13 protein-coding genes are annotated in these 13342 nt (G+C 53.2%); 1 reads left to right on the forward strand and 12 read right to left on the reverse strand.

Features of this window, described 5'->3' with window-relative positions; all coding sequences use genetic code 11:
- Positions 1-31: 31 nt before the first annotated feature.
- The 12 genes from AB8516_RS19745 to gspG all read right to left on the reverse strand — a co-directional run bounded on the left by AB8516_RS19745 (position 32) and on the right by gspG (position 10877).
- A complete protein-coding gene (locus AB8516_RS19745) occupies positions 32-382 on the reverse strand; it encodes a tetratricopeptide repeat protein (RefSeq protein WP_369162866.1) in 351 nt (116 codons plus the stop codon).
- A 4-nt stretch (positions 383-386) separates the two neighbouring features.
- Positions 387-1598 (reverse strand): type II secretion system inner membrane protein GspF, encoded by a 1212-nt coding sequence (gene gspF, locus AB8516_RS19750; RefSeq protein ID WP_108293462.1) that lies wholly within the window; start codon positions 1596-1598, stop codon positions 387-389.
- A 6-nt stretch (positions 1599-1604) separates the two neighbouring features.
- Positions 1605-3161 (reverse strand): type II secretion system ATPase GspE, encoded by a 1557-nt coding sequence (gene gspE / locus AB8516_RS19755; protein WP_369162867.1) that lies wholly within the window; start codon positions 3159-3161, stop codon positions 1605-1607.
- Positions 3162-3178: 17 nt separating this feature from the next.
- The gene (gspD, locus tag AB8516_RS19760; RefSeq protein ID WP_369162869.1) at positions 3179-5185 is read right to left on the reverse strand and encodes a type II secretion system secretin GspD; all 2007 of its coding nucleotides are present in this window, start codon (positions 5183-5185) and stop codon (positions 3179-3181) included.
- A gap of 208 nt (positions 5186-5393) precedes the next feature.
- The gene (locus tag AB8516_RS19765) at positions 5394-6146 is read right to left on the reverse strand and encodes a type II secretion system protein N (RefSeq protein WP_369162870.1); all 753 of its coding nucleotides are present in this window, start codon (positions 6144-6146) and stop codon (positions 5394-5396) included.
- Positions 6146-6637: a type II secretion system protein GspM gene (gene gspM / locus AB8516_RS19770; RefSeq protein ID WP_369162871.1), complete on the reverse strand. Its 492-nt coding sequence runs from the start codon at positions 6635-6637 to the stop codon at positions 6146-6148. The genes AB8516_RS19765 and gspM overlap by 1 nt, the downstream gene beginning before the upstream one ends.
- Entirely contained in the window at positions 6634-7863 is a 1230-nt protein-coding gene (gene gspL, locus AB8516_RS19775) for a type II secretion system protein GspL (RefSeq protein ID WP_369162873.1), read from the reverse strand. The genes gspM and gspL overlap by 4 nt, the downstream gene beginning before the upstream one ends.
- Positions 7863-8855: a type II secretion system minor pseudopilin GspK gene (gspK, locus tag AB8516_RS19780; protein WP_369162874.1), complete on the reverse strand. Its 993-nt coding sequence runs from the start codon at positions 8853-8855 to the stop codon at positions 7863-7865. The genes gspL and gspK overlap by 1 nt, the downstream gene beginning before the upstream one ends.
- Before the next feature lie 6 nt (positions 8856-8861).
- Positions 8862-9500, reverse strand: coding sequence for a type II secretion system minor pseudopilin GspJ (gene gspJ / locus AB8516_RS19785; RefSeq protein ID WP_108293450.1), 639 nt, complete (start codon positions 9498-9500; stop codon positions 8862-8864).
- A 9-nt stretch (positions 9501-9509) separates the two neighbouring features.
- Positions 9510-9926, reverse strand: a complete 417-nt coding sequence (gene gspI, locus AB8516_RS19790; protein WP_108293448.1) for a type II secretion system minor pseudopilin GspI — start codon at positions 9924-9926, stop codon at positions 9510-9512.
- Entirely contained in the window at positions 9910-10428 is a 519-nt protein-coding gene (gspH, locus tag AB8516_RS19795) for a type II secretion system minor pseudopilin GspH (RefSeq protein ID WP_369162876.1), read from the reverse strand. The genes gspI and gspH overlap by 17 nt, the downstream gene beginning before the upstream one ends.
- A complete protein-coding gene (gene gspG / locus AB8516_RS19800) occupies positions 10425-10877 on the reverse strand; it encodes a type II secretion system major pseudopilin GspG (protein ID WP_369163339.1) in 453 nt (150 codons plus the stop codon). The genes gspH and gspG overlap by 4 nt, the downstream gene beginning before the upstream one ends.
- Before the next feature lie 354 nt (positions 10878-11231).
- Between gspG and prsK the strand changes: the two genes are divergently transcribed.
- On the forward strand, positions 11232-13337 hold the full coding sequence (gene prsK, locus AB8516_RS19805; RefSeq protein ID WP_369162878.1) for an XrtA/PEP-CTERM system histidine kinase PrsK: 2106 nt from the start codon (positions 11232-11234) through the stop codon (positions 13335-13337).
- The last annotated feature ends 5 nt before the right edge of the window (positions 13338-13342 follow it).

Here is a 13342-nt window from a genome sequence, read left to right on the forward strand (position 1 = left end):
GGGTGCGGCTTGCCGCACCACAATCGGCCTTTTAGTTATTCGGTATCAACGCCCTCTGCGCTTTCTTGTTGCCCTGTGCCGCAGCCTGCTGAATCCAATGCATGGCCTGGCGGTCACTCTTCTCGACGCCTAAACCGTGATAGAACAGGTAACCCAGGGCATATTGCGCCTTGTCGTTGCCGGCGGCGGCAAGTGGGAAGATCAATTGGAAAACCTTTTTATATGCCTTGATGTTATAGGCCCGGTGCGCCTCTTTGAGAATGGCTGCGGTTTCGTCCATCTGCGCACTGTCGGGTGTGGTGCTGCAACCGGTCAAGGCTATGAGACCTGGCAGCATGCCGAGTAACAGAAGGGTGAATTTCAGTCGTGGGTGGATATTCATGGCATCAGCCTACCAGTTGATTGAGGTCGAAGATAGGAAGCAGTATGGCCAGCACGATAACCAGTACAATACCTCCCATCACCAGGATAAGTATCGGTTCGAATAAGCCTTGAATGGTCGAGACCAGGGTCTCGATCTCCCGTTCCTGGATATCCGCCGACCGTTCCAGCATGCCTTCCAGGTTACCGCTCGATTCACCACTCGCCAGCAGGCTGAGGGTCATGGGTGGAAAGTAGCCGGTCTTTTCCAGGGCCCGGTAGAGGCTGGTGCCCTCCCGCACCCGGGAGGTGGCTTCCTCCACGGCATTGCGCATGGGCAGATTGGTCAACACCTGGGATGCGATACGCATCGCGTCCAGGATCGGTACGCTGCTGGCTGCCATGATGCTTAAGGTACGGGAAAAGCGGGCGGCATTGGCGGTGCGAACCAGACGACCGACCAAAGGGATGCGTAACATCATTCGGTGCCACCAGCGTTTGGGGCCGGGTTTTTTCAGCAGATAGCTGAACAAGAGTCCGAGAAGCAACAGCAGTACAAAGATAGGGATACCGTAGGTACGGAAGACGTCACTGGTGGTCATCAGTGCCCGGGTGATCCAGGGAAGTTCTGCCTGCATGGTTTCGAACACTCGCGTTACCTGAGGCACGATATAGGTCAGCAGGCCAACCACGATGAGAAAGGAGACGATGGTCAACAGTGCCGGATAGAAAAGGGCGAAGATGGTCTTCTGACGCATCTGCTGGCGTTGTTCCGTATAGTCGGCCAGGCGTTCCAGTACCACTTCGAGGTGCCCCGATTGCTCACCTGACGAAACGGTCTTGATATAAAGTTCGGGAAAGGTCTTGGGGAATTCACTCAGGCCATCCGCCAGGGTACGACCCTCCAGTACCTTTGCTCTTACGGCCAGCAGGGTGCGTTCCACGTGACGCTTATCGGACTGGGACGCGGTTGTCTTCAGCACATGTTCCAAAGGCAGGCCGGACCTTAGCAGGGTCGCCATCTGGCGGGTTATCAATGCCAGCTCCATGGCATTGATATGGCGTTGAAAGAGGCTGCTTTTTCTTTCTTGAGTGGCGCCACTTGCAACATCGATGGTCAGTGGTGTGAGGCCTGATTCGCGTAATTGCTGGCGTACCTGTCTCGGGCTGTCACCCTCCAGTACGCCGCGTCGCTCCTTCCCTGTCGGGTCGAGTGCTACGTATTCAAAGGCGTCCAAGGTTGATCAACCCTCCTGGGTAACGCGAATGATTTCGTCGATCGTGGTATCGCCACTGAGTACGCGCTTCATTCCATCCTGACGAATACTGTCGCTCATGGTTCTGGCATGCTCCAGCATTTCGATTTCGCCGCTGCCTTTGTGGATCAGGTTGCGCAATGTCTCATCGATGGTGATGAGTTCATAGATACCCGTCCTGCCGAGATAGCCATGGTTATGGCACTTCTCGCATCCCGTTGAGGTATAGAGCGTAATCTCCTCGGTTGTGGGTCGCTCCAACATCTGCAGCTCCTCTTCACTGGCCGTGTATGGTGACTTGCAGTGCGGGCAGAGGGTGCGCACCAGGCGCTGAGCGAGTACCCCGATCAGGCTGGATGAGAGCAGAAAGGGCTCTACGCCCATGTCGCGAAGACGGGTAATACTGCCGATGGCGGTATTGGTATGCAGACTCGACATCACCAGATGGCCGGTCAGACTGGCCTGCACGGCAATCTGGGCGGTTTCCAGGTCCCGGATCTCACCCACCATCACCACATCCGGGTCCTGACGCAAGATAGCGCGTAAGCCGCGTGCGAAGGTAAGATCGACCTTGTTGTTAACCTGAGTCTGGCCGATGCCGTCGAGGTAATATTCGATGGGATCTTCAACGGTCACGATATTACGACTCTGGGTGTTGAGTCGGCTCAGGGCCGCATACAGGGTCGTGGTTTTACCCGAGCCCGTGGGGCCTGTGACCAGAAAGATGCCGTGCGGTCGTTTGATGATGCCCGGATCGACCTGCAGCAGAAGTTCCTTCGCCATGCCGAGTTGCTCCAGATCGAGTCGTCCCGCCTGCTTGTCCAGCAGACGCAGAACCACCCGTTCGCCATAACTGGAGGGGAGTGTGGAGACACGAACGTCCACCGGACGGTTGCCTACCTTGAGGGAGATTCGTCCATCCTGCGGGATGCGCTTTTCGGCAATATCGAGCTGGGCCATGACCTTGATGCGTGAGACCAGAAAAGAGGCCACGGTACGCGGCGGGGTGAGGACTTCACGCAGTACGCCATCGACACGGAAACGCACGACCAGGCGATTCTCGTAGGGTTCGATATGGATGTCGGAGGCCTGTTCCTTGATCGCTTCTGTAAACAGGGCGTTGATCAGTCTGATGATCGGGGCGTCGTCGTCGCTCTCGAGCAGGTCTTCAGGCTGGTTCAGTGCCCGTGCCGCGTTGTCGAGATCGATGTCGTCGCCCATCGTCTCCATGATCTGACTGGACTGTTTCGAACCCGCTTCATAGATCTGCGAAAGCTGTTTCTCCAGCGTCTCCTCATCGACCTGGGTATAGATCAAGGGTTGGGAAAAGAGCCGGCGCACCTCATTGAGCACGCCAAGCGAGACCCCTGGCTTATGTACCAGCTGAAGCTGATTCTGCTCATCATCCCTGACGATGACGACGCCATGACGACGGGCGAAGGCATAGGGTAGTTGGATCGGTGTCTGAGTGGTTTCATCAAGCAGCACCGATTCTGCAGTGAGCTCGTCGACCATCTGCGAAGAGGGTGAGGAATTCTCAGACATGCCTCGCTCCTCTCCGATCAATGTTCGGGTTCCAGCTCTTCATCATCAAATGGCGGGGCGAGGGTGCCGAAGCGTGGCGGCAGGACCGGCATCTCATCATCCGACATCAGATTAACACCCTCCTGCTTCAGCCTGAGCTGCTGGGCGCGGAAGAAGTTGTATTTGTCGCTGGCGATCTGGGTGTTGATGGCATCATCGCGAATCACCACCGGACGCAGAAAGACCATCAGGTTGCGTTTTACCTTGGTTGTCTTGTTAGAGCGAAACAGGGCGCCCAGCAAGGGTATGTCGCCCAATACCGGCACTTTCTCTTCGGTCTGCTGCAGGTCCTCCTCGATCAGTCCGCCCAGCACGATGGTATTGCCATCGTCCACCATGACCACGGTCTTGATGGTCCGCTTGTTGGTAACGATATCGCTGGTGCCGGAACTGGCGGAGGCGTTGATGCTGGATATCTCCTGTTCGATCTCCAGTTGAATCGAGTTGCCCTCGTTGATCTGCGGTTTCACTTTGAGGGTCAGGCCCACATCCTCCCGCTGCACGGTCTGGAAGGGGTTTACCGAGTTGCTGACCCCGCCGGTCGAACTGTAGGAGCCGGTGATGAAGGGCACGTTCTGGCCGATTACGATTTCAGCTTCCTGATTGTCAAGGGTGGTGATCGTCGGTGTGGAGAGGATGTTGGAGGTGGAATCACTCTCCAGGGCCTGGATCAGGGCGGCGAAATTGATGCGGTTACTGTTGAATCGCCCAAAACCTAGAGAGGTGCCGGGACCAAGCGAAACCCCGGATCCGGCGGCCGCCGAGGTTGCAATATCCGATATTCTGGGAGAGCCCAGGTTGATGACGCCAATGGGGCCTTTGTCATCCGGACTGCCATCGACGATCCATTGCACACCGAGCTGTTTCGCCTTGTCGTAGGAGACCTCGGCAATGATCGCCTCCACCAGGACTTGAGCCCGCCGGATATCGAGTTTACGGATAATCGCCTGCAGGGCTCGGAACTGATCGGGCGGCGCGGTGATGATCAGTGCGTTCGCGGCCTCATCGGCCTGGATGTTGATCGGCAGTGTGGGTTTACCCTTGGCCCCCGCTTTGCCGCCCCCCTGCTTGGTCTCGTCCAGATTTTCACTGACACCCGTCAATACCTGCACCAGGTCTGTGGCGTTGGCGTATTTCAGGTAGATGACCTGGGCGTTGCCTTCATTGTCAAAAGGGGTGTCGAGGTGCTCGATGATTACCCGCGAGCGTAGTCTTGCCGTCGGGTCGCCGCTGATCAACACACTGTTGGTACGTTCGTCCGCGACCAGTTTGGTGGCATTCTTCTGACCCTTTGCCGCAGGGGTCTGTAATCCGTTGAGGATGCGTACCACCTCGGAAGCGGAGGCATGCTGCAGCGTGATCACCTCGATCGAGCTGTCGCTTACCCTGTCGATCTGATCAATGATCTTCATCAGCCGGTCAACATTCTGACGGCGATCGGAGATGATCAGAACATTGGTGTCCGGGTAGGCGGCGAGATGGCCCTCCTGGGGTATCAGGGGCCGTAAAATCGGTACCAGTTGCGCGGAGGTGACATTCTTGACCTGGATGATGCGGGTGACGATCTGATCCCCAGGCAGTTGTCCGAGGGCGTTGACTGTGGGGATCCCGCCCTGTTTGGCCTTCACGTCGGGGACCACCTTGATCACATCGCCGCTGGGGATGGTTGAGAAACCATGCACTTCGAGGATCGAGAGGAACACCTGATAGAACTCATCGCGATCCATCGGGTGGGCTGAGATGACCGTCACTTTCCCCTTTACTCTGGGATCGATGACGAAGTTCTTTCCGGTGTGTTCGGAGACCGTCTTGATCAGGGCCTCTATGTCGGCATTGTTCAGATTGAGAGTAATCTGTTCCGCATGGCCAAGTGGGATCCACGAAAGGTTAAGCAGGGCGACGGTGCACAGCATGAGGGCCAGGCGTGAGAACAGGCCGGTGCGCGGGTGCTGTCTATCCATGAAAAGGGTTGGCAAAATACTCATTGTTGAATCGGTTCCATCGAAGTCTCGCGCCCGAATCGCGGCACCTGCGGGTGTGTGATTTGGGGCAGGATCAGATGTGGATGGTGAAAATCTTTATTCATCATGGGTTTATGGTAAATATATAATGCATTATATATTAGCAGATGATGGGGCGTTGGCATACAGGCCTGAATCAGCCTCGTTAGTTGCACCCGATCACAGAAAATACCTATAGACTACCGCTGAAACTGATTCGATAACTACCGTCGGGTTGGCTTTTTGCAACGGCCTTCAATGCGCTGCTCAAACCGGGGTCTGATCCCGCGCCAGGTTTGATCGCGCCGTTCAGATTATAGTTTCCTTCGTTACTGAGACTCAGTTCACCATCCACCGAGGTGCCCCCGCCCAGGTCATTGATCTTGATATTGATATTGCCGTTATCGTCAGTTGTCACATCAGCTTTAAGATTGCCCTCCTTGAGGCTGAAGGGGCGAAGCAGAGCCGGATTAAGCCATTTGATCTCTCCTTCGGCCGAGGTGACGCGTTCAGTCTCGATGGCAACATGACTCAGATTGAGTTCAACATCACCCTCAACACTGATCTGGTTGAGGTCCGCCATGTCGGTAATCATCGATGCCGGGAGCTGACCTTCAACATCCTTCAGTTGGAAACCACCCAGGGTGCGGGCTACATTCGCATCGACTTTGTTATTCATGTGCCGCAGTTCAAGCTCGAAACTGATCCTGCCGAGAAGCAGGCCGCTAGGTGCGAAGCGCCACTTAATCTTGTCGAGGGGCATTCCCTGATAATTGATGGCTTCCATTTTACCTCGCCACAAGCTCCCTTTCATGGTTGCGTAAGAGAAGGGCAGTTTACCGTTCTCGGCCAGTGCCCAGCCTATGATGTGTTGCGCCGGGATTCCCGCAAGCAGAAAAATCAGGTAACCACCCAAGCCGATCAATAGAAAACTCCACCAGCGCATCAAGATCCCCCTTCCCGCTGCAGGACCAGGCGTGCATTGACCAGTCCCGGTTTGTCTTGTCTATCGATCGTCAGGGAGTCGATCTCGATGGCGTGGGCTTGCGTCAGCTGACCCAGCCATTTGATGATGGTGTCGAAAGGAGCCTCTTCGATCCATAACTGAACGGCATTGTCGCCCTGGGGTTTAATGCGCTGGATCTGTTGTCTCAGTCGGGTTTTCTTTGCCGTTCTATCAACCAGGGTGAGCAGTGCCTCATTACTGCCGGCGCTTTTTCCCCGCTGTTGGCTACGCAGGTTTTTGACCAGATCGAGGTTGTCCTGCATCCAGTTCAGCGTGAGCTGTTGACTCTCGACCAGCAGTGCCTTCTTGTCCAGGGCCTGATTGAACGGGCGCCACATCAGCAGATAGACAAGCAGCAGTAAGATGGCTGCGGCGCCTATGATCAGGGCCATGTGTTCCTGGGGTGTTTTTGACTGCCACCACTCCTTCATGGATTCACTCCACTGATACGTAGATGTGAAGTGACCTGGTTGCCGGTGGCATTGGCCGAGCGGATCTCAACCGCGAGTTTTTTGGCCTCGATAGTCTGTTTCAAATTCTCCAATGCCTGCAACTCCTTGATGATTAATTGCAGATCGAGTTTGCCATCCCGGAAACTTATGCTTTCCAGGGTGGTGTTTGGACTGCTTTTGATGACCGAAGCGGCAGGTACGAAGAGGCTGGTGAATTGCAAGAAACTGCCGGAACCTCCTTGGCGCAGGCTCTTCAGCTTCTGCTCCATCTGTACCTTCGGGTCGACGATGCGCTTTACCTCAGGGAAGGCCTGCTGAAAGGTCTCTCTGATCTGTTTGTCGAGTGCGGCACTCTGTTGTTCGTAGTGGCGGTATTGCTGGATGCTCATCAGCAGGGTGAGACCAATGAATACCGCTGCCAGCACGGCGGCGGGAAGCCAGCGTTTCCATTGCAGCGTCAGCTTGTCGACTCGCAGATAATCACCCTGAAGCAGGTTGATCTGCTGTTTATCGATCAGATTATCGGCCAGCAGAGTGGTCAGCTCGGCCTGGGTATCGAGACGTTTGGTACTGATTTCATAGTCGCCGTCGAGCTGGTTAATATCGATCAGGTCCTGGGAATCAGGGGATTGAAAGAGATCGATCTTACCAGGCGGATGCTCGCTGTCTTGCTGCAGGGCAAGCCTGAGTATCGCCTCGCCGTTGATGGCGTCGGCGCTGAAACCCTTTGCTCTATCGGTGCGGACATTCAGAATCCGGCTATCCTGAAAGAGGGTCCAGGCACCGCTCTCATAGGGTAAAGAGAGCAGATCGGCATAGATGGCGATAGGTTCGATTCCCGCTGTTTCGAGGGTCTCCAGCCAGTGGTCCAGCCTCTGCTTGGCGATGACTAGGACAGGGGTGATGTCATCGCTGTCGATATTGCCTGCGGCAAAATGGAGCTGATCGACATCCTCGGTCAATTCATTCTCAAGGGAGAATGGTATCGCCTGAATGAGACGCTGCCGGTTTCTGGTCGGGATCCGGACCTCGGTGATGAGCAGTTCGGTGGCGGGAATAAAAACCAGGGTTCGTCGGCCCTTCGCCAATTTCGCCGCATCCGCCAGGGTCCCTTCGGCCGGTTGCGGATTGGCGCTGCCCTTGAGCAGCCAACTGACCTTGCTGCAGTCGCTGTCATGGCACTGAACTACCAGGCGTTCAGCCATTAGAAAGCTCCGAGGGTCCGGGAAATGACAACAACATCCTTCTCACCCTTATACAATTGACTGACTAATCTTTGGCTACTGCTTTCCATTCGGACAACCGTCTCCATTTGAAAATATTGGCTCTCAACAGAGATTAACGAGGTTACTGTTTGAGAGTTTACTTTATTTTCATCCAAAAGTGCTTTTAGTCTCGTGATAAATGCACTTGGTTGTTTGAACGGGTCATCTTCCCGTTCGCTGATCAACTGCTCTGCATCTGCTTCGTTCAGGTTTTCAATCAATGCCTGGATGATTAATGCATCGGCAGTGTTAACATTGATTCTGGTCTGTTCCGGAAGGGTTATGATATAGGGGGTCAGCTTTTCATACACCTCTCGGTCCACGCCTTTGATGAGCCTCAGTTCGGTTGGGCTGGCCATAGCTCCGTTGGCGGTACGGTAGGGTGGATCCAAATTGAGATATTCCATGTCTTCCGCACCATCCGGGTAGAGCGATTTGACATCCTCATCCAACCAGTCAGCAGTGGCTTGTGCAATCGACTCGGGTAACTCCAAAATCACCAGAAGACGCTGGAAAAGGGCCAAATTTTCACCAACTAACTGCTTATCCTCATCGCTCGCGTCCGTCTTCAGATAGAGATTGTTGAGATTGAATCTGGCTTGCAGATCGGTTGTGACCGCCTGTACCTGGCCGCCCTCGACCGGGGTTGGCGGAAGTTCCTGGGCCCAGTCTTCGTCAAGACCGTCGTAGTTTCCATCCTGCTTGTTATTGTTTAGGTCCCTGATCAGCATTCCCCGCGACCAGGCTTCACTGCCCAGGGTAAAGAGATAGCCCTGGTCGGCGGCGAAAATATTACTGCTGCGGCGAATGTTCAACTGCAGTTCATGGGTCATGGCCACGGCAGCGATGGAGGCTATCGAGACGACGATGATGGCGGTGATCAGGGCAACACCTTTTTCATGCATCGATCTGTGAGCGGTTATACCTGGCATGTGACCTTACCCATTCTCAACCGGTACTGGCTGTTTCGCACGGAACAGTCGCCGAATCGTACCCCAGTCTTCGAGTTCCAGCTTCAGTTCGATAGAGACCGGAAGTAGGCTTGGATCCTCGTCCGCCTCCCCGGTTGTCCGGGGTGGCCATTCCCGCTTCTCCTGCAATGCCTTATCGTAAAAGACCAGTTCCAGCGACGAGATCTCTTCGATCAGTTTTTGTCGGTGAGGTTCACTCTCCCGGGGTCTGTCCAGGGTAGGCCAGGTGAGACGGAAGAGGGTGTTGTCTTCCAGGACGTAGCCGACACGCTGAAGATTGCTGCGTGACAGCTGCATCGGATTGGAAAAGCCCCCGCGTGTAAGCTCCAACAGGATACCGGATATACCGCCACTCTTCAGGGCAGGCTGTTGATCACCGTATTGATCGCGCACCGGTCGACCCACTAACTGTTCAATATCCCGCTGCATCAGATTGAGTCCGAGTTGGAGCTTGGCGATGCGTTGACCGTACAGGCTGGTCTGGTGTTCTGTGTCGAGGATGACCTTCAGGCCCGAATAGACGAATGTCGCGAGAATGGCGAAGATCGTTATGGCGATCAGTAGTTCCAGCAGAGTAAAACCGTGACTTCGAGGGTGGTGGTTCATATTACATACTTAAATCGGTTGGGGCAGAAAACTCACAAGCCGCGTTACAGCTTCATCATCCCCCCTGTTGCGAAACACGGCTATTTCCACCTTGCGAACCCGGTCATCCGGGGTTTTGCTGACGGTTCGTTGCCAATGCCATTTAGTCAGGCCCATCTCTTCGTCACCCTGCTGTTTCCCGGTTGCCGGCCACTTGTTGCCAACCTGTAACTCGGTGATCTGGTTCAGCGCTACCCAGTGCGCCAGGGTTTTGTCCCTTAAATAACCGACGTTGACGGACTGGTTGGCTGCAACCGTGATGATCGAAGCGAATGCGATTGCCAGTATCGCTAAGGCGATAAGGATCTCAAGCAGGGTAAAGCCCCGGATTCTTGGGTTATGAGCCTGGAATGCGCCGGTGCGGGAAAGATTAATAGGGCGAGACATGATCGAGTGTGCGCTCCCCCATCTCACTGCCGGTCAATCTGTAATAGCTCTCTAGCCGGTCGGAACTCAGCTTTAGTTCGAAGGGAGTCATCTCACCGCTGTTGAGTAAAATGATCTCAGGGATGTTCTCCTCATCATCCTCTCCGGATTGCTGCGAGGAGGCAATACTGAATTCCATACCTTCCGGCAACTGACGTGAACGAAACAGGTTATCCTCCATTGGTTGCCACGATCCCTCTTCCAGGCGCAGAAAGCCATACTCTTCCTCGCTGATATCAACCCCGATCAAGACTGATCTCAATAGGGCCTCTTCACTTGCCAGCCCGATCAGATTGGATAGCCGCTGGGCCTCCGTCTTTAACTGGTCTTGCGGCGAACTGCGGCCCATAGAGAGTGTGACGAAGTTGATAAGGATGCCGATGATGACGACTACCACCATCACCTCGATGAGTGTAAATCCTCGCTGGTTGGCTGCGGCGGTGGTTGAGTGGTTTACCTTCACTCCAGATTCCAGTTCCCTAGGTCGTCATCGGCCGATTGGGAATCGAGCCCCGCAGAGTAGATATCGATCACGCCATGGGTGCCAGGACTGAGAAAGAGATAGGGATTGCCCCAGGGATCGACGGGCAACCGATCCAGATATCCACCCTCTTTCCAATTCCTCGGTTCCGGTGAATCAGTTGGCTTGCTTACCAAAGCCTCAAGACCCTGATCGGTTGTGGGATATATCATATTGTCGAGTCGATAGAGGTTGAGAGCGGCCTCCAACGCACGGATATCACTCTTTGCCTTGGTGATTCGGGCCTGTTCGGGCCTGTCCATGATCTTGGGTACGACAATTGCCGCGAGGATGCTGAGTATGACTACGACAACCATCACCTCTATTAGGGTGAAGCCCTTGAATTTTAAATAATTTCTTGTTTTAAATCCGGTTTTGGCGTGAACCGGCAAGGAGGGAGTTACTCTATGTGCTGCATTTAATATCATGGTTTCAAATCCGCAAAAAAATATATCTGTATGATGGTGGGCTATTATCGAGGGAATCCGTTATGGAATCTAGATTCATCTGTAAATCCGGTTCGAAGAGGTGAATCAGTTCACCATCCCATATACTATTGATTGGCCATTGCCTATCCTGATAATCAATATTATTGTTAACTTACTGAATAATAATGCATTCACCTGTTTGCATAGGGGTGCCTGTAAATGAATGTACTAGTAAGTATTCAGGATAATACGTACACCAATGCAGGTAAAAAGTTCATTTGCATGTCTGTGTGGGAATCTCTATAGAGGATTAGCTGCTTGAGTATCGGAATCATCGGTTATGCCATATCGGCCACACTATTCCTGCTCTTCAGTGTGATGCTTGTGACCAGCTGGCGCGGGCGAATAGAGGGGATCTATTTGCTGACGGCTTCCGTGACCACAGCATGCTGGGCGCTGGCGGCTGTTGCTTTGCAAGTGGACGAATCCGTCCTCACCAGAACCGTCTATCAAATCTTCGAGATAGCAAGAAATATTGCATGGTTCGTTTTCCTGTTCCGCCTACTGTTTAATTTGCAAAAGGCCTGCGGCAACAACCTACGGAATCTGGCTTACATTCCAATCGCCATACTCATCGGATCAACCGTAATGATTGTAGTCGAGCCGATTTCCCAGCTCTTCCCTGTGCCGATTGGTCCAGAGGGCTTTGCAAGTTACCCGTTAGTGGGTTATCTGGGATTCGCCATAACCGGACTGACCCTGATCGAACAACTCTATCGCAGCACAAGACCTGAGATGCGTTGGGCCGTCAAATATCTCTATCTCGGGATGGGCGTCCTGTTTGTCTACGATTTTTTCCTTTACGCTGAAGCATTGTTGTTCAATCGGGTGGATACCACGCTGTGGCAGGCGAGGGGACTGACCAGTGCGCTCGCTGTGCCTTTTGTGGCGATTGCGGCAACCAGAAATCCCAGCTGGTCCGTGCGTGTCTTTGTCTCGAAACAGGTGGTATTTCATGCCACCACAATCATCGCCGCAGGGGCCTACCTGGTGACGATGGCGGCGGTTGGCTACTACATCCGCTTTTATGGGGGAAGTTGGGGTAAAGCGACTCAGGTTGCCTTTGTATTCGCAGGTGTCATCTTTCTCATTACGGTATTGTTTTCGGGTAACCTGCGTTCAAAGTTAAAGGTCTTTGTCAACAAACACTTCTTCAGCTACAAGTATGACTGGCGTGACGAGTGGTTGCGGGTTGTACAGACACTCTCCAACGGTAGAGGGGGTAAGGAGATCCGTATCCGGGTGATACAGGCGATCTCTGAATCAATCGATGCAGGTGGGGGATACCTCTGGATGTCGGATAATGCTGGCAGTTACCAGTGTGTCAGTCACTGGCAAGTGTCAGCGAACAATATCTTATTCGATTCAAATGATTCATTGGTGACATATTTTTCCAATAGTGACTGGATTATCGACGTCGATGAATACAAACAGTTCCCAGAGCGCTATGAAAGCCTGAAACTTGATGACCAGCTTATAGCTATTGACAATGCCTGGTTGATCATACCCATCAAACACCACGAACAGCTTCTTGGCTTTGTCTTATTGACACAGCCAAAGCTGACCAAATCGGTCAATTGGGAGGACAGGGATCTCATCAAGGCTGCGGCGAAGCAGGCGGGCAGTTATCTTGCATTGTTACAAACCTCGGAGGCATTGAATCAGGCCAATCAATTCGAGGCCTTCAACAGGCTCTCGGCGTTTGTGGTACATGACCTGAAAAACCTGATTGCCCAATTGGAATTGGTGGTAAAGAATGCTGAACGGCATAAAAACAATCCTGAATTTATGGATGATGCGGTTAAAACGATTGGCAATGCAGTCAGTAAAATGGGACGATTGCTTACCCAGTTGAGGCAGGGAAGGTTCGAATCAACAAAATCAAAAGAATTTTATGTGGAAGAATCGGTTGCGCAGGCTGTTAATCAACTTTATGCCTATTTGCCCAAGCCGCGACTTACGATCAATGCCAATTTCCTGAAAATCATCGCCGATAAGGATCGTTTCACCGCCATCATGGTGCATATGATAAAAAATGCACAGGAAGCGTCGCAGGAAGATGGTAAGGTCGATGTGACCGTGGACCGGGTCAACAACTATGCAGTGATTACGATTGAGGATAATGGGGTTGGGATGGATGCATTGTTCATTAAGGAAAGGTTGTTTCGGCCGTTTCAAACGACAAAAGGAAATGCCGGGATGGGAATTGGTGTCTACGAAACCAGGGAGTACGTGAATTCCCTGAATGGCAAGATGAAGGTGGAGAGCGTTAAGGGTGTTGGAACCAAGTTCGAGATCAGTATACCGCTTGAGGTTGCGGGACAAGCAATCGATAATCACATATCGACCACGGCAGAGGCGTAGTTGTG

This window comes from Candidatus Thiodiazotropha sp. LNASS1 (genome assembly GCF_964212655.1).
Lineage (GTDB): Bacteria > Pseudomonadota > Gammaproteobacteria > Chromatiales > Chromatiaceae > Thiodiazotropha.

Coding starts and splice junctions, on each gene's coding strand:
- gspE (WP_369162867.1), bottom strand. CDS start 3,161: ATGTCTGAGAATTCCTCACCCTCTTCGCAGATGGTCGACGAGCTCACT.
- AB8516_RS19765 (WP_369162870.1), bottom strand. CDS start 6,146: ATGCGCTGGTGGAGTTTTCTATTGATCGGCTTGGGTGGTTACCTGATT.
- AB8516_RS19745 (WP_369162866.1), bottom strand. CDS start 382: ATGAATATCCACCCACGACTGAAATTCACCCTTCTGTTACTCGGCATG.
- gspJ (WP_108293450.1), bottom strand. CDS start 9,500: ATGAACCACCACCCTCGAAGTCACGGTTTTACTCTGCTGGAACTACTG.
- gspK (WP_369162874.1), bottom strand. CDS start 8,855: ATGCCAGGTATAACCGCTCACAGATCGATGCATGAAAAAGGTGTTGCC.
- gspL (WP_369162873.1), bottom strand. CDS start 7,863: ATGGCTGAACGCCTGGTAGTTCAGTGCCATGACAGCGACTGCAGCAAG.
- gspD (WP_369162869.1), bottom strand. CDS start 5,185: ATGAGTATTTTGCCAACCCTTTTCATGGATAGACAGCACCCGCGCACC.
- gspI (WP_108293448.1), bottom strand. CDS start 9,926: ATGTCTCGCCCTATTAATCTTTCCCGCACCGGCGCATTCCAGGCTCAT.
- gspM (WP_369162871.1), bottom strand. CDS start 6,637: ATGAAGGAGTGGTGGCAGTCAAAAACACCCCAGGAACACATGGCCCTG.